This window comes from Variovorax sp. Root434 (genome assembly GCF_001426595.1).
GTDB lineage: Bacteria > Pseudomonadota > Gammaproteobacteria > Burkholderiales > Burkholderiaceae_C > Variovorax.
In genome coordinates this window covers 135,942-155,742 of record NZ_LMEK01000002.1, presented here as the reverse complement: position 1 = coordinate 155,742, position 19,801 = coordinate 135,942, and the positions used below count along the sequence as shown (strand labels likewise).

General features: G+C 68.7%; 14 protein-coding genes and 1 pseudogene. 14 read left to right on the top strand and 1 reads right to left on the bottom strand.

The genetic code is table 11. From position 1 onward, the window contains the following. Positions 1 to 2: 2 nt before the first annotated feature. The 4 genes from ASD05_RS04400 (at position 3) to ASD05_RS04385 (ending at position 7,988) form a co-directional block, all read left to right on the top strand. Entirely contained in the window at positions 3 to 1,421 is a 1,419-nt protein-coding gene (locus ASD05_RS04400) for a DotU family type VI secretion system protein (protein WP_056588226.1), read from the top strand. After that, a complete protein-coding gene (gene tssM, locus ASD05_RS04395; RefSeq protein WP_056588222.1) occupies positions 1,421 to 5,086 on the top strand; it encodes a type VI secretion system membrane subunit TssM in 3,666 nt (1,221 codons plus the stop codon). Before ASD05_RS04400 ends, tssM begins: the two co-directional genes overlap by 1 nt. A gap of 153 nt (positions 5,087 to 5,239) precedes the next feature. Further along, on the top strand, positions 5,240 to 5,953 hold the full coding sequence (tagF, locus tag ASD05_RS04390; protein WP_056588423.1) for a type VI secretion system-associated protein TagF: 714 nt from the start codon (positions 5,240 to 5,242) through the stop codon (positions 5,951 to 5,953). 46 nt (positions 5,954 to 5,999) lie between these two features. Continuing rightward, the gene (locus ASD05_RS04385; protein WP_056588219.1) at positions 6,000 to 7,988 is read left to right on the top strand and encodes a serine/threonine protein kinase; all 1,989 of its coding nucleotides are present in this window, start codon (positions 6,000 to 6,002) and stop codon (positions 7,986 to 7,988) included. A 31-nt stretch (positions 7,989 to 8,019) separates the two neighbouring features. Here the strand turns inward: ASD05_RS04385 and ASD05_RS04380 are convergent, their stop codons facing one another. Then, positions 8,020 to 9,564, bottom strand: a complete 1,545-nt coding sequence (locus tag ASD05_RS04380) for a YifB family Mg chelatase-like AAA ATPase (protein WP_056588216.1) — start codon at positions 9,562 to 9,564, stop codon at positions 8,020 to 8,022. A gap of 215 nt (positions 9,565 to 9,779) precedes the next feature. On the opposite strand from ASD05_RS04380, the pseudogene ASD05_RS29900 reads away from it, so the two are divergent. The 10 genes and pseudogenes from ASD05_RS29900 to ASD05_RS04335 form a co-directional block, all read left to right on the top strand. Then, positions 9,780 to 10,370: pseudogene (locus ASD05_RS29900) on the top strand (TorF family putative porin); the annotation flags it as partial. 1 nt (position 10,371) lies between these two features. Next, positions 10,372 to 10,752 (top strand): TorF family putative porin (locus ASD05_RS29895; protein WP_321164870.1); only part of this gene is annotated, 381 nt, incomplete at its 5' end. A 64-nt stretch (positions 10,753 to 10,816) separates the two neighbouring features. Then, positions 10,817 to 11,155 (top strand): P-II family nitrogen regulator, encoded by a 339-nt coding sequence (glnK, locus tag ASD05_RS04370; protein ID WP_007833403.1) that lies wholly within the window; start codon positions 10,817 to 10,819, stop codon positions 11,153 to 11,155. Positions 11,156 to 11,184: 29 nt separating this feature from the next. Next, positions 11,185 to 12,609 carry an ammonium transporter gene (locus ASD05_RS04365; RefSeq protein ID WP_056588213.1) on the top strand — a complete coding sequence of 475 codons (1,425 nt, stop codon included), beginning with the start codon at positions 11,185 to 11,187 and terminating at the stop codon, positions 12,607 to 12,609. Between the two features lie 185 nt (positions 12,610 to 12,794). Beyond that, positions 12,795 to 13,727, top strand: coding sequence for an SMP-30/gluconolactonase/LRE family protein (locus ASD05_RS04360; protein ID WP_056588211.1), 933 nt, complete (start codon positions 12,795 to 12,797; stop codon positions 13,725 to 13,727). A 302-nt stretch (positions 13,728 to 14,029) separates the two neighbouring features. Beyond that, the gene (locus ASD05_RS04355) at positions 14,030 to 14,914 is read left to right on the top strand and encodes a LysR substrate-binding domain-containing protein (protein WP_056588207.1); all 885 of its coding nucleotides are present in this window, start codon (positions 14,030 to 14,032) and stop codon (positions 14,912 to 14,914) included. Positions 14,915 to 15,055: 141 nt separating this feature from the next. Then, the gene (locus tag ASD05_RS04350; RefSeq protein ID WP_056588202.1) at positions 15,056 to 16,558 is read left to right on the top strand and encodes an FAD-linked oxidase C-terminal domain-containing protein; all 1,503 of its coding nucleotides are present in this window, start codon (positions 15,056 to 15,058) and stop codon (positions 16,556 to 16,558) included. Positions 16,559 to 16,867: 309 nt separating this feature from the next. Next, entirely contained in the window at positions 16,868 to 17,977 is a 1,110-nt protein-coding gene (gene glcE, locus ASD05_RS04345) for a glycolate oxidase subunit GlcE (protein WP_056588198.1), read from the top strand. Between the two features lie 23 nt (positions 17,978 to 18,000). Continuing rightward, positions 18,001 to 19,233 carry a glycolate oxidase subunit GlcF gene (gene glcF / locus ASD05_RS04340; protein WP_056588195.1) on the top strand — a complete coding sequence of 411 codons (1,233 nt, stop codon included), beginning with the start codon at positions 18,001 to 18,003 and terminating at the stop codon, positions 19,231 to 19,233. Between the two features lie 93 nt (positions 19,234 to 19,326). After that, positions 19,327 to 19,764 (top strand): hypothetical protein, encoded by a 438-nt coding sequence (locus ASD05_RS04335; RefSeq protein WP_056588191.1) that lies wholly within the window; start codon positions 19,327 to 19,329, stop codon positions 19,762 to 19,764. Positions 19,765 to 19,801: the final 37 nt, after the last annotated feature.

The window sequence follows — 19,801 nt, the reverse complement described above, 5'->3', positions numbered from 1 at the left end:
CTATGAACGGTGTCAACGACATGGCCGTCGGCCCGGGCGGCTTCGTGCCGCCGAACCCCGGCGGCGGCAACGCGAGCAGCGATGCAGGCGGCATGCCGTCCGCCTCGCGCGCCGGCGGTATCGGGGGCCTCGGCGCGCAGCCCGAGTCCTTCACTGCATGGCACGACTCGCGGCGTCCGCATGCGGGCGACACGGCGCTCGCGGGCAACAACCCGCTGGTGGCCGCGGCCAACCCGCTGCTCGACCTGATCCCGCAGATCCGCGCCACCGGCCACCATGCCGCGCCCTCGCAGCTGCGTGAGCACCTCGTCGACGAGGTGCGCCGATTCGAGACGCGCGCACAGCAGGCGGGCATCTCGCCCGAAGTGATCATCGGCGCACGCTATTGCCTGTGCACGGCGGTCGACGAGGCCGCCGCGCTCACGCCGTGGGGCGGCAGCATCTGGTCGTCGCAGAGCCTGCTCGTGATGTTCCACAACGAGACCTGGGGCGGCGAGAAGTTCTTCCAGCTGCTGTCGCGCCTGGTGCAGAACCCGCAGCAGCACCTGCACCTGATCGAGCTCATCTACTTCTGCCTGGCGATGGGCTTCGAGGGGCGCTTTCGCGTCATCGACAACGGCCGCACGCAGCTCGAAACGCTCAAGCAGCGGCTGCTGCAGATCATCCGGCAGACGCGCGGCGAAATCGCCGTGCCGCTGTCGCCGCACTGGCAGGACGCGAGTGCGCCCGTGCGCCGCACGCGCAACTGGCTGCCGGTGTGGGCGGTGGGTGCCGTGGCCGCGGTGCTGCTGGTGCTCGTGTTCGCGCTGCTCACTTTCAACCTGGCGGGCCATTCCGACGGCGCCTTCGCGGCCGTCAACGCGGTGCGCCTGCCGCAGACGGAGCGCGCCGTCGTCATGCCGGCACCGACGCCGCGGCTGCAGCGCTTTCTCGAGCCCGAGATCCGCGACGGCCTGCTGACCGTGCGCGACGAAGCCGACCGCAGCGTGGTGGTGCTGCGCGGCGACGGCCTGTTCGCCTCGGGCTCCGACCGCGTGCTCGACCGCTACGTGCCGGTGCTCGCGCGCGTGGCCGATGCGCTCAATGCCGTGGAAGGCAACGTGCTGGTCAGCGGCTTCAGCGACGACCAGCCGATCCGCAGCGTGCGCTTTCCCTCCAACTGGCAGCTCTCGCAGGCCCGCGCCGACGCGGTGCAGAAAATGATCGCCACCCGCCTCGCGCGGCCCCAGCGCCTGCGCGCCGAAGGCCGCGGCGATGCCGACCCGATCGTGCCCAACGACTCTGCCGCCAACCGCGCGCGCAACCGGCGCGTCGAGGTCACGCTGCTGGTGGCGCCCGTCTCCGGCGTTGCCGGTGTGCCCGCAACCTCCGCGCCGCTCGTGGCGCCCACTCCCGCTCCGCAGCCCGGAGGCACCCGCTGATGCTGCGCGCCATCTTCCGTTTTCTCATCAGCCGCGACCTGTGGGTCTTCCTGGGCCTGGTCGCGCTCGCCTTCCTGATCTGGATCATCGGCCCGGCCATCGCCGTGGGCCGTTACCGTCCGCTCGAGGACGAGATCGTGCGTATCGCGGTCATCGTGCTGATGTTCGCGATCTGGCTCGTGCGCGTCATCTACCGCAAGTGGCGCGAGCGCCGCCTCAATGCGCAGCTGCTCAACCAGCTGCGCACGCCTTCCAAGAAGGAGAAAGAGGCCAAGCCCGAGGACGCGCCCGAGATCAAGGAGCTGCAGAGCGGCTTCACCGACGCCACGGCCATCCTGAAGAACATGCGCTTCGGCCAGGACGCCGACGGCAAGCCCGCGAGCCGCTTCTCGCTGTTCGACCGGCAGTACCTGTACCAGCTGCCCTGGTACATCTTCATCGGCGCGCCGGGCTCGGGCAAGACCACCGCGCTGGTGAATTCCGACCTCGACTTTCCGCTGGCCGACCAGCTCGGCAAGGCCGCCGTGCGCGGCATCGGCGGCACGCGCAACTGCGACTGGTGGTTCACCAACGAGGCGGTGCTGATCGACACCGCGGGCCGCTACACCACGCACGAGAGCAATCGCGAGACCGACGAGGGCGAGTGGAAGGGCTTCATCGAGCTGCTGAAGAAGTTTCGTCCGCGCCAGCCGATCAACGGCGCGATCCTCACCATCAGCATCGCCGACCTGCCGCTGGCCGACGATGCGCAGCGCGCGCGCCATGCCATGGCGCTGCGCAAGCGGCTGCTGGAGTTGCGCAACGACCTGGGCATCGACTTCCCGGTGTACGTGCTGGTCACCAAGACCGACCTGCTGGCCGGCTTCAACGAGTACTTCGGCTCGCTGGGCCGCGCCGAGCGGCAGCAGGTGTGGGGCTTTACCTTCCCCATCCAGGGCAACCCGGCGAACGCGAAGGCCGGCAAGGGCAAGGGCGCGGCCCCGGTGAGCGGCGACCTGCGCGAGCGCTTCCACCAGGAATACAAGCTGCTGCACCAGCGCCTCGACGAGCGCCTGCCCGAACTGCTGGCGGCCGAGTCCGACCCGATGCGCCGCGCGCAGGCCTACCTGCTGCCGCAGCAGTTCGCGAGCTTCGAGGACATCCTCGGCACCTTCCTGGCGGACGTGTTCAACCCGTCGAAGTTCGAGGCCGCGTCGATGCTGCGCGGCGTGTACTTCACCAGCGGCACGCAGGAGGGCACGGCCTTCGACCGCGTGATGGGCGCCATCAAGCGCTACCTGCAGGTCAACGCGCCGCCGGCGCCGCCGCCGGGCCCGGGCAAGAGCTACTTCCTGAAGGAGCTGCTGCAGCAGGTGATCTTCCGCGACGCGGGCGTGGCCGGCACCAACCTGAGCTGGTACCGGCGCAAGCGGGCCATCGACATCGCGGGCTACTGCGCGATCGGCGTGCTGCTGGTGCTGTTCCTGGGTGCCTGCGTGAACAGCTGGCGCAACAACAAGGACTACGTGGCCGAGGTCGACACCAACGCCAAGGCCTTCAACAAGGCGGCCGCGCGCGGCGAGCTGCCGACGGTGGTCGATTCGAGCGGCGACATCGCGAGCTCGCTGCTCATTCTCGACAAGCTGCGCGACTTGCCGAAGTCGAACCATTTCGACATCGGCGATCCGCCCACCTCGTACCGCTTCGGCCTCTACCAGGGCGAGAAGCTGCAGGCCGCGACCGACGGCGTCTACCAGCGCGCGCTCGAAACCGTGCTGCTGCCGCAGGCCGCGCAGCGCGTCGAGCAGTCGCTGCGCGAGGCCGCGAAGATCGACGCCGAGTACAGCTATGAAGCGCTCAAGGCGTACCTCATGCTGTACGACGCCGAGCGCTACGACGCCGACTTCCTGCAGGCCTGGCTGCTCACCGACGTGGACCGCAAGATCGGCGCCTCGCTCACGCGCGAGCAGCGCGCAAACCTCGAATCGCACCTGAAGGCGCTGTTCTCGGGACGCGTGGTGACCTCGCCCTTCGCCAAGGACGACAGGCTCATCACCCAGACGCGCGAGCGCCTGGCCGGCGTGCCGCTGGCGCAGCGCTCTTATGCGCGGCTGCGCCGCATCCTGCTGCAGACCAGCCCGCCCAATGCCTTCACCATCGCCGAGGCGGGCGGGGCCGAGTCGGCACTGGTCATCCGCCGTGCCAGCGGCAAGCCGCTGACCGATGGCATTCCCACGCTGTTCACCTACCGCGGCTACTGGGACATCTTCGACAAGCGCATCGCCGAGACCACGCTGTCGCTCGAACAGGAAGACCGCTGGGTGCTGCAGATCCGCGCGCCGGGCATCGCCGACATCACCTCGCGCGAGCTGCTGCTGCGCGAAGTGCGCCGGCTCTACCTCACCGACTACATCAAGGTGTGGGACGACTACCTCGTCGACATCCGTCTGGCCGACAGCCGCTCGCTGCTGCAGAGCATCCAGATGACGCGCGTGCTCTCGACCTCGGAGTCGCCGATGTCGCGGCTCATCCGCGGCGCGGCGCGCGAGACCGACCTGCTGCGCAACCACGACGAGGCCGCGCGCAGCCTGCTCGACCAGGCGCAGAACCGCGTGGCCAGCACGCGCGAGCGCATCGAGCAGCTCATCGGCCAGCCCGACGGCAGCCAGCGCCGCAACACGCGCGTGGACCGCCCCGAGTCGCTGGTGGACAACCACTTCGAGCCGCTGCGCCGCATGGTGACCGCGCCCAAGCAGGGCGGGCAGGCGCCCATCGACGCGACGGCCGCGCTCATCAACGAGCTCTACAACTTTCTCACCGCCACCGACACCGCGCTGCGCAGCGGCAACATCCCGCCGACCAGCGATTCGGTCACCAAGGTGCAGGCCGAGGCGGGGCGCCTGCCGGTGCCGTTCCAGGGCATGCTGAACGACCTCTCGGCCACCGCGTCGTCGAAGGCGGCGGCGGTGACGCGGCAGAACATCGGGCAGAGCGCTGCGGCCAGCATCGGCTCGTTCTGCAGCCAGGCGATCGCGGGGCGCTACCCGTTCACTCGCGGCTCCAACCGCGACGTGGCCTCGGGCGACTTCGCGCAGCTGTTCGCGCCGGGCGGGATGATGGACGACTTCTTCCAGAAGAACCTCGTCACGCAGGTCGACACCTCGGTCAACCCGTGGGCCTTCAAGCGCGGCGTGGACGGCAGCGCGGCGGGGCGCTCGGCGTACCTCGATTCGTTCCAGAAGGCGCAGGCCATCCGCGACGTGTTCTTCTCGGGCATGGCGGGCGGTCGCACACCCTCGTTCACCATCGACATCCGGCCCGAGGACATGGACGCGGCGCTCACGCAGTTCACGCTCGACGTCGACGGCCAGACGGTGCGCTACGCGCACGGCCCGCAGGCGCCCAGCACCATCAAGTGGCCGGGCCCGCGCAACAGCAACCAGGTGCGCCTGCAGGTGACCACCGCCAACGGCACGCCGGCCGGCGGCATCGTGACCGAAGGGCCGTGGGCGCTGCATCGGCTGTTCGACAAGGCCTCGATCTCCGCGGGCAGCTCGCCCGAATCGTTCAATGCGAGCTTCGACCTGCAGGGCAAGAAGGTGGTGCTCGCGGTGACGGCGAACAGCGTCTACAACCCGCTGCGGTTGTCGCAGATGAACAGCTTCTCGTGCCCGGGGAAATCCTAGGATGAACAACACCTTGTGCGCGGCGTCTGCTCTTTCTCCCTCCCCCTCTGGGGGAGGGCAGGGGTGGGGGCACGCGGCGATTCCGTGGGGCGCCCTGCCTGCCCCCATCCCAGCCTTCCCCCAGAGGGGGAAGGAGCAAGGCAGGTGGCCGGCATGAACAGCGGCGTCCCTCCGCACGCCTGGGTGCCAGTCGACGAACAGATCGGCTGGTACGGCAAGCTGCCGGCCGCCGGCGACTTTCTCTATCGCCGCATGCCGCGCGAGCTGCAGGCCTGGTGGGACCGCTGGATGCAGAACGGCCTGGGCAGCTTCAAGCGCTGGCCCGATGCGATGACGCAACACTACGCGGTGGCACCGGTGTGGAACTTCGCCATTCCCGCCACGCAGGGCGTCGACGCCGTGCAGTTCGGCTGCATCGCGCCGAGCTGCGACCGCGTGGGCCGCTACTACCCCGTCTGCATCACGCTGCAGGTGGCCGCGCGCAACTATCGCCCGTCGGTGCTCGAAGGCTCGGCCGAGTGGTACTGGCAGTGCGGCAGCGCGCTGCTGCAGGCCATTCGTCATGGCGTGGCGCCCGACCAGTTCGACAGCCAGGTGCTGGCCGCGGGCCGCGCCGGCTTCCAGACCGCCAGCGGCGGCTCGGACGACATCCTCTCGATTCTCGGGCCGACGGCCGGCGGCGCGGGCGCGCGGCAGCGCCTGGGCTGGCCCGAGCTTCCACTGTGTTTCGACCCCTTCGGCAGCACCAGCTACTGGTGGACCAACCAGGCCGATGGATCGCCGCTGCGCACCGCCGCCCATGGCGGCGGCCTCAACACACCGTTGTTTTCCAAGTTGTTTTCGCAGGGACACGTGCCATGGGCATGAAGCACCAGATGAGCCATGAGAGCCACCGCCCCGCAGGAGAAGAAGCATGACCACGACGCACGGCACCGCAAGCCCGCCGGCCGACACGCAGGAGGAACGGCCGCATCCGCTGGGTGTGAACCACCGGCTTGACGAATTCGAGCTGCTGGAGGTGATCGGCGAAGGCGGCTTCGGCATCGTCTACCGGGCCTACGACCACTCGCTGCAGCGCGAAGTGGCGATCAAGGAATACATGCCTTCCATGCTCGCGCGCCGCGTGGGCGACAACAGCGTGCACGTGCGTTCCGAGCGGGTCACGGCCACCTTCCAGGCGGGCCTGCGCAGCTTCATCAACGAGGCGCGCACGCTCGCGCAGTTCAGCCACCCGGCGCTGGTGCGCGTGCATCGCTTCTGGGAGGCCAACTCCACCGCCTACATGGCGATCCAGCTCTACAAGGGCCGCACGCTGCGCCGCCTGGCCGAGGACGAGCCGGGCAAGATCACCGAGCCCTGGCTGGTCGGCATGCTCGGGCCGCTGCTGGGGGCGCTCGAGACGCTGCACCGCAGCCAGTGCTTCCATCGCGACATCGCACCCGACAACATCTTCATCCAGCAGGACGACCTGCCGGTGCTGCTCGACTTCGGCGCGGCGCGCAAATCGATCGCCGACCTCGTCGACGAGGTGGCGGTGATGGTGAAGTCGGGCTACTCGCCCATCGAGCAGTACGCCGACGACAACACCCTGCTGCAGGGCGCGTGGACCGACCTGTATGCCCTGGGCGCGGTGCTGTACCGCGCGGTCACCGGCCATCCGCCGCCTTCGGCCGTGGTGCGCAGCGTGCAGGACGCCTACGTGCCGCTGTCCTCGATGGACCGCGCCGACCTGAGCCCGGCCTTCTGCGCTGCGGTCGATCACACGCTGGCCGTGCACAGCAAGGACCGCACGCAGACCGTCGCCGCCTTCGCGGCCGAACTGGGGCTGGTGAAGCTCGGCGACATCTACGTGAGTGGCATGGGCGCGCCGACGGTGATCATTCCCGCGACGCCCGTGCCGGCAACCCCGCCGCCTCCGCCGCTGGAGCCGCAGCAGTTCTCGCCGGTGTCGGCGCCGGCACCGCTGGAACCGGTGCCGGTGGCGATGGCAGCGCCCGAGCTGCCGAAGGCGCCTGCGCCACAGGACAGTCGCAGCAAGGCGCCTGGCCGCAAGGCCGCGGCGCCCGCGCAGAAGAAGAAACCCGCATTCCCGCGGTGGGGCCTGGTGGGCGGGCTCGTGATCGCGCTCGTGGCCGTGGGCAGCTGGATCGGCCTGCGCCTGACCTCGGGCATGCAGCCGCAGGACGCCAAGACCGCGATGGTGCCGGCGCCGCCGCCGCCGGCCGCGCCGATGTCGAGCAACACCGCACCGCCGGTGGCGATGCCGCCGCCCGCCACCGACGGCGTGCCACCAACCGTGGCCGGCGCACCCGCCGCACCGCCGCCCGCCACGCCGGCCAGCGCGCCTGCTGCCGCCGCGGGTCCGCTGGCACCGCTGGAGACCGTGCCGGTCGTCCCGCCGGCCGCGCCGCCCGAATCCGCGCTGGCCACCGCCGAGGCCGAAGACTGGAATCTCGCGCAGACCGAGAACACGCGCGAAGGCTACGAGGCCTACCTGCGCCGCTACCGCCGCGGCGTGCATGCGCGCGAGGCGCGCAACGCCCTCGCCGAGATCAACCGGCTCTCGCCGCCGTCCGTGCCCCTCGTGCCGGGCACACAGCCGCCGGGCACCACGACGACCGTGGCGGGTGCGACACCCGGCACCCCGGGCGCTGCCGCCACCCCTGCACCAGCTCCAGCGGCGGCGCCGGGCCTGGGACGCGTGCTGTTCAACGTCCGCCCGTGGGGCCAGGTGTTCGTCGACGGCGCGGACCGCGGCGTGAGCCCGCCGCTCAAGTCACTGTCGCTGCGCCCGGGCATCTACAACATCGAAGTGCGCAACGGCGACCTCGAGGTCTACCGGCAGCGGGTGACGGTGCAGGACAGCAAGTCGGCGCCCATGGTGGCGCACGAGTTCAAGTAGCAGTACGCCGGCGCTGGCGGCTGGGTCGCGTTCATGTGCGGCTGTGCAGCGCCCTGCGGTACTGCACCGCCTCCGCCAGATGCTCGACCTGCACGGCGTCCGACGAGCCCAGGTCCGCAATCGTCCGCGCCACTTTCAGCGCGCGGTGCGTGCTGCGCGCCGACCATCCGAGCTTGGACGCCGCGTTGAACATGAACCGGCGGGCCGCGTCGTCGAGCCCGGCGTGCCGGTCGATCGCCGCGCTCTGCAGCGACTGGTTCGCGTACCCCTGCCGCTGCATCGCGCGCTCGCGCGCCCCGATCACCCGGCCGCGGATGCTTTCCGTCGACTCCCCCGCCGGCGCGTCGAGCAGCAACTGCGCCGACACCGCCGGTACCTCGATGTGCAGGTCGATGCGGTCCAGCAGCGGACCGCTGAGCTTGCCCTGGTAGCGCGAGACCTGGTCGGGCGTGCAGCGGCAGGCCTTCGATGCGGACCCCAGGTAGCCGCAAGGGCAGGGGTTCATCGCGGCGATCAATTGAAAGCGCGCCGGGAATTCGGCGCTGCGCGCGGCCCGTGAGATGGTGATCGTGCCGGTCTCCAGCGGTTCGCGCAGCGCTTCCAGTGCAGAGCGTGTGAATTCGGGAAATTCATCGAGAAACAGTACGCCGTGGTGCGCTCTTGAAATCTCGCCGGGCCTCGGCGGAGAGCCGCCACCCACCAGCGCCACCGCACTGGATGTGTGATGCGGCGAAGACGTAGGCCGTGTCATCCAGCGCTGCGTCGCGAAGCGCCCGCCCAGGCTGGCCACTGCGGCGCTCTCCAAGGCTTCGTCGATGCTCATCGCGGGCAGCAGCCCGGCGAAGCGCTGGGCGAGCATGGACTTGCCCGAGCCGGGTTCGCCCATCATCAGCAGGCTGTGGCCGCCGGCCGCCGCGATCTCCAGCGCGCGCTTGGCGCTCGCGTGTCCCTTGACGTCGGCCAGGTCGGCATAGTGCGGCACGCCTGCGCCGGGCGCTGCACGCACGCGCGCCCAGCCGTCGGCCGGCGGGTCGGGCCACTGGGAGGCGGCCTCGCTGTCGGCGACGAACTGGCGCACCACGTCCAGCAGGTGCCGGGCGCCGTAGACCTCGCCGTCGGGCACCAGTGCGGCCTCCTGCGCACTGTCCAGGGGCAGCACCAGCCGCGTGGCCACACCGCGCGTGTGCAGGGCCAGTGCCATCGCCAGGGCGCCGCGCACGGGCCGCAGCTCGCCCGACAGGGACAGCTCGCCCGCGAACTCGTGCCCGGCCAGCCGGGCGTTGTCGATCTGCCCGCTGGCCGCGAGGATGCCCAGCGCGATCGGCAGATCGAAGCGCCCCGAATCCTTCGGCAGGTCGGCCGGCGCGAGGTTGACGACGATCTTCTTGTTGTTGGGGTACTCCAGCCCCGCATTCTGGATGGCCGAGCGCACCCGCTCGCGGGCCTCCTTGACCTCGGTTTCCGCCAGTCCGACCAGCGTGAAGCTCGGCAAGCCGTTCGCCAGATGCACCTCGACAGTGACACTGGCCGCTTCCAGCCCCAGCAAAGCGCGGCTTTGCACCAAAGACAGTCCCATTCTTCTCCCTCTCCCCAGTATGGTGCGTGATTTTTCCCGGACCCGCGGTGGTGCAGCGCACCGGATAACTGCAACCACCCCGCAACAGACGTTGTAACGATTTGGCTCTCAACCGAGACAGCGTCAGGTGGGCGCGAGGACCGGTATTCGTGCACTTTGGCACGCTCCCTGCTTTGAGCCTCCAGGTTCACAACACACTTGCGAGGAGTTTCCCGATGACGCACCGTACCGCCGTCCAGGCGCTGATCGTTCTGGCCACTGCATTGACCGCGTCGGGCGCAGCCCTTGCGCAGGCAACGACGGATGCCGCAGCACCTGCGGCAGCGCCCGCCCAGAATCTCACGGGCAATGTGTCCATCACCACGAACTACAAGTTCCGTGGCCAGGACCAGGACATGATCGGCAAGAACGACTACGCCAAGACCAAGGGCTTCAAGCCCGCCATCCAGGGCGGCCTGGACTACGCCTTCGGCGACAGCGGCTTCTACGTCGGCAACTGGAACTCCAGCGTCAACTGGCTCAAGGGCAACAGCATCGAAATGGACGTGTACGGCGGCTACAAGTTCAAGGCCGGCCCGCTGGACATGGACGTCGGTGCGCTTTCCTACATCTACCCGGGCAACTCCTCGGGCAACACCACCGAGCTGTACGTGGGCGCCACCTACGCCAATGAAAGCCTCGGCTCCTTCACTGCCAAGTACTCGCATACCGTGTCGAAGGACTACTTCGGCTACGCAGGCAACAAGGCCGGCTCGGGCCTGAAGGGCACCAACACCGGCTACCTGAACCTGTCGTACAGCAAGGAGNACCGTGTCGAAGGACTACTTCGGCTACGCAGGCAACAAGGCCGGCTCGGGCCTGAAGGGCACCAACACCGGCTACCTGAACCTGTCGTACAGCAAGGAGATCGTGCCCAAGGTCACGCTGAAGGCGGCCGTCGGCTACACGAACATGTCGAGCGACATCCGCAGCCTGGGCTACAAGAGCTACGTCGACTACAACGTCGGCGCGAGCTACGACTTCGGCAACGGCCTGTCGCTGACCGGCTCAGTGCAGGGCGCCAACAAGAAGAGCTCGTATGTCGCCGTCGCGAACCCGGGCATCGACCTGGGCTTTGGCCCCTTCGGCCAGACGACCTACTCGCCCAACAAGGCGCGCTTCATCCTGACGCTGACGAAGACGCTGTAAATAAAACAACGAGGTGCGGCCCAAGCTGCCGCACCATTTCATTTCCATCCGAAGGAGAAAACTCATGAAGCTGGTCACAGCCATCATCAAACCGTTCAAGCTCGACGAGGTGCGCGAAGCACTGTCGGCCATCGGCGTGCAGGGGATCACCGTCACCGAGGTGAAGGGCTTCGGCCGCCAGAAGGGCCACACGGAGCTCTACCGCGGCGCGGAGTACGTGGTCGACTTCCTGCCCAAGGTCAAGATCGAGGCGGCCGTCTCGGACGACCTCGTCGACCGCGTGATCGAGGCCGTCGAAGGCGCGGCGCGCACCGGCAAGATCGGCGACGGCAAGATCTTTGTCTACAACCTCGAACAAGTCGTTCGCATCCGCACCGGCGAAACGGGCCGCGAAGCCCTCTGATCGAGTCCAGGCCCGAAAGAACAACGATTATGAAAAAACTGCTTGTCTCTCTTGCGTTCGGTTTGAGTGTGCTGGCTGCCGGCACCACCGCCCTTGCACAAACGCCCGCGGCCACGGCCGAGGCGCCCGCTGCTTCGGCATCCGCACCCGCGGCGGCTGCTCCTGCGGCAGCGCCCGCCGCAACTGCGCCCGCCGCCGCCCCCGCGGCGCCCGCAGCCGCACCGGCTCCGAAGATCGACTCCGGCGACACCGCCTGGATGCTGACTTCGACGCTTCTCGTGATCCTGATGACCATCCCCGGCCTTGCGCTGTTCTACGGCGGCCTGGGCCGCTCGAAGAACATGCTGTCGGTGCTGATGCAGGTCTTCGTGATCTTCTCGCTGATCAGCATCCTGTGGGCCATCTACGGCTACAGCCTGGCCTTCTCGGGTGACGGAAACTTCTTCGGCACCTTCGACAAGATCTTCATGAAGGGCATCACGCAGGAGACCTTCGGCGCGCTGACCACGATTCCCGAATACGTGTTCGTCGCCTTCCAGGGCACGTTCGCGGCCATCACCGTGGCGCTGATCGTCGGCGCCTTCGCAGAGCGCGCCAAGTTCTCGGCCGTGCTGCTGTTCTCGGTGCTGTGGTTCACCTTCAGCTACGTGCCGATCGCCCACATCGTGTGGGGCGGCGGCCTGCTGGGCAAGGACGGCGCGCTGGACTTCGCCGGCGGCACCGTGGTGCACATCAACGCCGGTGTGGCCGGCCTGGTCGGTGCCTACATGGTCGGCAAGCGCGTCGGCTACGGCAAGGAAGCGTTCACGCCTCACTCGCTCACGCTCACCATGGTCGGCGCTTCGCTGCTGTGGGTCGGCTGGTTCGGCTTCAACGCCGGCTCGGCTGGTGCTGCCAACGCCGTCGCCGGCCTGGCCTTCATCAACACGGTGCTCGCCACCGCTGCCGCGGCCCTGTCGTGGATCCTGGGTGAAAGCCTGCACAAGGGCAAGGCCTCGATGCTGGGTGCTGCATCGGGCGCCGTCGCTGGCCTCGTGGCCGTCACGCCGGCAGCCGGCTTCGTCGGCCCGATGGGTTCGATCGTGCTCGGCCTGCTGGCCGGCCTGGTCTGCCTGTGGGGCGTGGGCGGCCTGAAGCGCATGCTCGGTGCGGACGACGCGTTCGACGTGTTCGGCGTGCACGGCGTAGGCGGCATCCTGGGTGCCATCCTGACCGGCGTGTTCGCGGCCAAGGGCCTCGGCGGCACCGGCGGCGCAACGCCCGACACCTTCGCGATGGGCGCACAGGTCTGGATCCAGATCAAGAGCGTGGCGCTCACGGTCGTGTGGTCCGGCGTGGTGGCCTTCATCGCCTACAAGATCGCCGACCTGACCCTCGGCCTGCGTGTGTCGGAAGAAGAAGAGCGCGAAGGCCTCGACATCTCCTCGCACGGCGAAACCGCATACAACCGCTGATCTGCTTTTGCGGGGCTGCTTCCGGGCAGCTTCGCAACTGAATGCCCCCCAACATTTACAAGAACAATTCTTCGTAACGCTTTTTCAAGCGAGTCTCCTTTGGATGTTCAGCCCGCGAGCGCTCCGGCGCCAGCGGGCTTTTTTTTGCTTGCTGCCGCAATGGCCGGGGGCACAATCGCCACACCATGTGGACCTCCCTCGAAGACAGCCTCTGCGAACTCGGCGAATCGCCGTTCTGGCACCCCGAAGAACGCTCGCTCTACTGGCTCGACATTCCCGGGCGCGCCGTGCTGCGCACGCGCGGTGACATCGGCTCGCCGGAGGCGAAGGTAGAGCGATGGGCGCTGTCCACCGAGCCCGGCTGCATGGCGCCGGCGCGCAGCGGCGGCCTCGTGATTGCATTGCGCGACGGCATCTACCGTGCGCGCCAATGGGGCGGCGAACTGGTCGCGATGGCGCGCGTGGAGCACGACGTGAGCACCATGCGCTTCAACGACGGCAAGTGCGATGCGCTGGGCCGCTTCTGGGCCGGCTCGATCAACGAGGCCAAGGACCGCGCCAATGCCGCGCTCTATTGCCTCGACGCACGCAGCAACACCGGCATCTCGCCGACCATCACGCAGATGGCCAACCAGGCCACCACCGCCAACGGCCTCGCGTTTTCGCCTGACGCCCGCACGCTCTATTGGGCCGACACCCCCGCACACCTGGTGCGCGCGTGGGACTGGGACGCCGAGGGCAATTCGCTCTCGCACGCCCGCGTGTTCCAGCAGTTCGACGCCAAGCCCGAGGGCTGGTCGCCAGACTCGCTGCTGCGCTACGGGGGCCGCCCCGACGGCGCCACCATCGACGCCGAAGGCCACTACTGGGTGGCGATGTTCGAAGGCGCGCAGCTGCTGCGCTTCTCGCCCTCGGGCCAGCAAGTGGCGGCCGTGCCGGTACCCGTGCAGTGCCCGACCATGCCCTGCTTCGGCGGCGAGGACCTGAAGACCCTGTTCATCACCAGCGGCCGCAAGGGCCGGCCTGCTGCCGAGATCGAGCAGCGGCCTGCCTCGGGCACGGTGATCTCGATGCGGGTCGAGACGCGAGGGTTGCCTGTGAACTTCTTCGAGGACTGATTGGCGTGAAGCGCGTTGTTCGGGGTGTGATCACGCCGACGGGGTACCTTGCTCCGCGAATGTCCCCCGCCTTCGGCTCCTCCTTTATTTCGCTGCGCAAGGCACCCCATCGGCGTGATCGATCAGAGCAGTCGTTGATCGGCGAGCACAACAGCAGCGCCCCTCGTGCACAGGGCACCGGGTGCTCCCCGCAGCGAAATAAAGGAGGAGGCCGAAGGCCGGGGGACATTCGCGGAGGGGAGTACCCGGTGTCCTGTGCACGCGCCCTGAACGCGATCGTCCCGCAAAGAAGCTAAGACGCCATGGTTGCGCAGCACATCCCCCCGATCCAATGCCTGCTGACCTTCGAGGCCGTTGCAAGGCTGCGGCACGCGGGCCGCGCGGCCGACGAGCTGTGCGTCACGCCCAGCGCGGTGAGCCACCGCATCCGCCAGCTCGAATCGCACGTTGGCTTCAGGCTCTTCGGGCGCAGCGACTTCAGCCTGACGGCTGACGGCGCGGCCTACCTCGCCAACGTGCGCACCGGGCTCGCCGCGCTGCAGGCCATGCCGCTCGGCGCCAATGCCGCGCAGCGCGCCACCCGCCTGCGCATTGCCGTCACGCCCACCTTCAGCCGGCAGTTCCTCATGCCCCGGCTGGAGCTGTTCCGCAACATCTACCCCGACATCGAGCTGGTGCTGCAGGTGTCGATCCCGCTGCTCGATGTGACGGCCGAGCAGGCTGATCTCGAAGTGCGCTACGGCCCCGGCGGGTATGCCGACTGCGAGCACCGGCTGTTGCTCGAGGAGCAGGTGATGCCCGCCTGCAGCCCCAGCTACCTCAACGAGTTCGGGCCGTTCACGGGTTTTCGCACCGCGGCGGAGATCGCCAGCGCGCGGCTGATCCGCAGCCCGCTCGAACCCTGGGGCACCTGGTTCGCGAGCTGCGGGCTCGACCAGCCCGAGCCGAACATCGGCGCGCAGTTCAACGACCTGGGGCTCGTGTACGACGCCGCCGCCAGCGGCTTCGGCATTGCGCTGGTGCGGCAGAAGCTGGGCGCGGCGTGGTTCGAATCGGGCCGGCTGGTGGCGCTGTCCGAGCAGGCCGTGCCGTCGCCGCACCGGCACTACATCTGCTGGCAGCCGGGCACGCTGGAGCGCTGGGAGTGCGCAGCCTTCGCCGATTGGCTGGAACAGAGCCTGCGCTGAAGAACCAATCACCACGTTCGCAAAGTTCTCTCAAGCGGCCGGCAAAAATCCATCAATCCAGGGCTGCCGCAATTCCGTAGAGTGCGTGAAGTAAACCCCGAGACATCCCGCGAGCAGAAGAAAGCAGAAAGAGGTCGCCGCATGAATGCGCCGCTCACCCCCACGCAGCACGATTCGCTGCAGAAAACACAGCGCCAGTCAGAAGTGGTGCGCGCGCTGCAGGCCCATCTGCCCGCCCACGCGCTGATCTGGCATGCCGAAGACACCACGCCCTACGAATGCGACGGCCTCACCGCCTACCGCGCCCGCCCGCTGGTGGTGGCCCTGCCCGAGACCGAGGCGCAGGTGGCCGCAGTGCTCAAGACCTGCCACCAAATCGGCGTGCCCGTGGTGGCGCGCGGCGCGGGCACCGGGCTCTCGGGCGGCGCCATGCCGCACACCATGGGCGTGACCATGTCGCTCGCCAAGTTCAACCGCATCCTGAAGATCGACCCGGTCAGCCGCACGGCCGTCGTGCAGTGCGGCGTGCGCAACCTCGCCATCAGCGAGGCGGCCGCGCCTTTCAACCTCTACTACGCTCCCGATCCGTCGAGCCAGATCGCCTGCACCATCGGCGGCAACGTGGCCGAGAACTCGGGCGGCGTGCACTGCCTGAAGTACGGCTTGACACTGCACAACGTGCTGCGCGTGCGCGGCTTCACGGCCGAGGGCGAGCCCATCGAGTTCGGCGGCGAGGCGCTGGACGCGCCGGGGCTCGACCTGCTCGCGCTCGTCATCGGCAGCGAAGGCATGCTGGCCGTGACCACCGAGGTCACCGTCAAGCTCGTACCGAAACCGCAGCTCGCGCGCTGCATCATGGCCAGCTTCGACGACGTGCGAAAGGCCGGCGACGCGGTGGCCGCGGTGATCGCGGCCGGCATCATCCCGGCGGGCCTGGAGATGATGGACAAGCCCATGACCGCCGCCGTCGAAGACTTCGTGCGCGCGGGCTACGACCTCGACGCGGCGGCCATCCTGCTGTGCGAATCCGACGGCACGCCCGAAGAGGTCGAGGAAGAAATCGGCCGCATGACCGCCGTGCTGCGCGGCTGCGGCGCCACCGCCATCGCGTGCAGCAACAGCGAGGAAGAGCGCATGAAGTTCTGGAGCGGGCGCAAGAACGCGTTCCCCGCCTCGGGCCGCATCAGCCCCGACTACATGTGCCTGGACTCGACCATCCCGCGCAAGCGTCTCGCGGACATCCTGCTGGCCATCCAGCAGATGGAGAAGAAGTACAACCTGCGCTGCTGCAACGTGTTCCACGCGGGCGATGGCAACCTGCACCCGCTGGTGCTGTTCGATGCCAACGACCCCGACGAGCTGCACCGCTGCGAGCTGTTCGGCGCCGACATCCTTGAGACCAGCGTCGCGATGGGCGGCACGGTGTCGGGCGAACACGGTGTGGGCGTGGAGAAGCTCAACAGCATGTGCGTGCAGTTCACTGCAAGCGAGAACGAGCAGATGTTCGGCGTGAAGCGAGCTTTCGATCCCGAGGGCATGTTGAATCCCGGCAAGGTGATTCCCACGCTGCAGCGCTGCGCCGAGTACGGCAAGCAGGTGGTGCGCGGGGGGACGTTGCAGCATCCGGATCTGCCGAGGTTCTGACATGGCGATCTGTTTTAACCCGTGGGTTCATTCGGGGCGCGCTCACGCCGACGGGGTACCTTGCTCCGCGAATGTCCCCCGGCCTTCGGCCTCCTCCTTTATTTCGCTGCGCAAGGCACCCCGCCGGCGTGATCGATCAGAGCACTTGTTGATCGGCCAGCACAAGAGCAGCGCTCGTTGTGCACAGGGCGCAGGGTGCTCCCCGCAGCGAAATAAAGGAGGAGCCGAAGGCGGGGGACATTCGCGGAGGGGAGTACCCGGTGGCCTGTGCACGCACCCTGAACAACGACACCCGCGATGGAGTCATCGATGAACACCGACACAGCACTCCACCAGATCGTCGAGCGCATCCGTGCCGCAGCTGCAGCCAATACGCCGCTGTGCATCCGCGGCGGCGGCACCAAGGATTTCTACGGCGAGGCGCCGCATGGCGAGGTCTTGAGCACAGCCGACCTCACCGGCATCACGAGCTACGAACCAAGCGAGCTGGTCGTCACCGTGCGCGCCGGCACGCCGCTCGCCGAACTGGAAGCGGCGCTTGCGGAAAAAGGCCAGTGCCTGCCGTTCGAGCCACCACGCTTCGGCAGCAACGGCACCGTCGGCGGCATGGTCGCGGCAGGCCTCAGCGGCCCGGCGCGCGCGAGCGTCGGCGCGGTGCGCGACTACGTGCTCGGCACCACGCTGGTCAACGGCCGCGGCGAGCTGCTGACCTTCGGCGGGCAGGTGATGAAGAACGTCGCGGGCTACGACGTTTCGCGCGTGCTGGCCGGTTCGCTCGGCACGCTGGGCGTGATCGCCGAGGTCAGCCTCAAGGTGCTGCCGGTGCCGCCCGCCGAGGCCACGCTCGAATTCGCATGCGGGCAGGCCGATGCGCTGCGGCTGCTCAACGAATGGGGCGGCCGGCCGCTGCCGCTGAACGCGAGCTGCTGGTTCGAATACGCCGGCGCGGGCGCGCTCTACCTGCGGCTGCGCGGCGCGGTCGCCGCTGTGGAAGCCGCATGCGAGCACCTCGGCGGCGAGCGCAAGGACAACGCGCGCGCCGCGGCCGACTGGCAATCGCTGCGCGACCAGCAGCTGTCGTGGTTCGCCACAGAAGAGGGCCCCGATGCGCTCTGGCGCGTGTCCGTGCCGCAGACCGCGCCCGTGTTGTCGATCGACGGCGCGGCGCCGCTGATCGAATGGCACGGCGGCCAGCGCTGGTACAAGGCGCCGCCTTCGCAGGCCGCGCGCATCCGCGAGATCGCGCGAGCGGCGGGTGGCCATGCCACGTTGTTCCGCCTGCCGGGTTCGGGCACGCAGGGCGGGGTGCCGCGCTTCGACGCGCTGAGCGCGCCCGTCGAGCGCATCCAGCGCGCGCTGATGCGCGAGTTCGACCCGTACGGCATCTTCAATCGCGGCCGCCTGCTTGCCGCCAACTGACAAGAACAAGAAACCACGACGCCATGCAAACCGAGCTCGCCCCCGAATTCAAAGGCACCGACGAAGGCCGCGAGGCCGAAGCCATTCTTCGCAAGTGCGTGCACTGCGGCTTCTGCACCGCCACCTGCCCGACCTACCAGCTGCTCGGCGACGAGCTAGACGGCCCGCGCGGGCGCATCTACCTCATCAAGCAGGTGCTCGAGGGCAAGGCGCCCACGCGCAGCACGCAGCTGCACCTGGACCGCTGCCTCACCTGCCGCAACTGCGAGAGCACCTGCCCGAGCGGCGTGCAGTACGGCCACCTGGTCGACATCGGCCGCAAGATAGTCGACGAGAAAGTGCCGCGTCCCGCAATGGAATCTGCGCAGCGCTGGGTGCTGAAGGAAGGCCTGCCGTCACCGTTCTTCGGCCCCGCGATGAAGCTGGGCCAGTCGGTGCGCGGCCTGCTGCCCGAGGCGCTGAAGGCCAAGGTGCCCGCGAAGCAGGAGGCCGGCGCATGGCCCACCGCCACGCACGCGCGCAAGGTGCTGATGCTCGCGGGCTGCGTGCAGCCTTCGATGATGCCGAACATCAACAGTGCCACCGCGCGTGTGCTCGACGCGGCCGGCATACAGGCGGTGATCGCACCCGAAGCCGGTTGCTGCGGCGCGGTGAAGTTCCACCTCAACGACCAGGACGGAGGCAAGGCGCAGATGCGCGCCAACATCGACGCGTGGTGGCCCTTCGTGGAACGCAACGAGGTGGAGGCCATCGTGATGAACGCCTCGGGCTGCGGCGTCACCGTGCGCGAGTACGGCCACATCCTGCAGCACGACGCGGCCTACGCACTGAAGGCGACACGCATCAGCGAGCTCACGCGCGACCTGAGCGAATTGCTGCCGGACCTCGTGCCTGCCCTGAAGGCCCGCGTGCGCGCGCCGCAGGGCGTGGTGGCCTACCACCCGCCGTGCACGCTGCAGCACGGCCAGAAGCTGCGCGGCGGCGTCGAGACGCACCTGCGCGCGCTGGGCTTCGACATCCGCGTGGCCATGAACGAATCGCACCTGTGCTGCGGCTCGGCCGGCACCTACTCTGTGCTGCAGCCCGAGCTGGCCTATCCGCTGCGCGACCGCAAGCTGGAGCACCTGAAGCAGCTGCAGCCCGCCACCATCGCGTCGGCCAACATCGGCTGCATCACGCACCTGCAAAGCGGCAGCGGCGACACACCGGTGCGGCACTGGATCGAGCTGCTCGACGCGGCGCTGGACGCGGCCTGATCGCACAGCGGGGGAGGGCGCGGTCCGACTCGCGCGGGCGCCGTTCGCGGCGCATCATGGCGGCACCGAATCCGCTAGCAAGGAGGCTGCGCAATGTTCCATGTTCAGGCACCCCTCGTTTCTTTCACGCTGCGGCGCGTGCTGCTGGCCTGCCTCTGCGCGGCCGGTGCGATGGCCGCGCAGGCGCAAGGCGCCATGCCGCCCTGGCAGGGCACGGGCGCGGCGCGCTATGTGTGTGGCGGCATCGGCTCCGACGAATCGACGGCCATGCGCGCCGCGATGAAGGACCATCCGCTGGCCCTGCTGTTCGCGCGCACCGACGGCGCCTACCTGGCCAATGTCGACGTGACGATCAAGGGCGGCGATGCCAACAGCGCTGCCGCGCTCGCGTTCCGCGCCAACGGCCCGGTCTGCCTGGTCGACCTGCCGAACGGGCGCTACGTGATCGACGCCGCCGCTCCTGGCGGTGCCGTCAAGAGCGAGACCGTGACGGTGGGCGGTGGCTCGAAGACGGCCGACTTCAGGTTCTAGCCCAGGCTGCTGGCAGCCTCAGCCGGCCGCCTCAGCC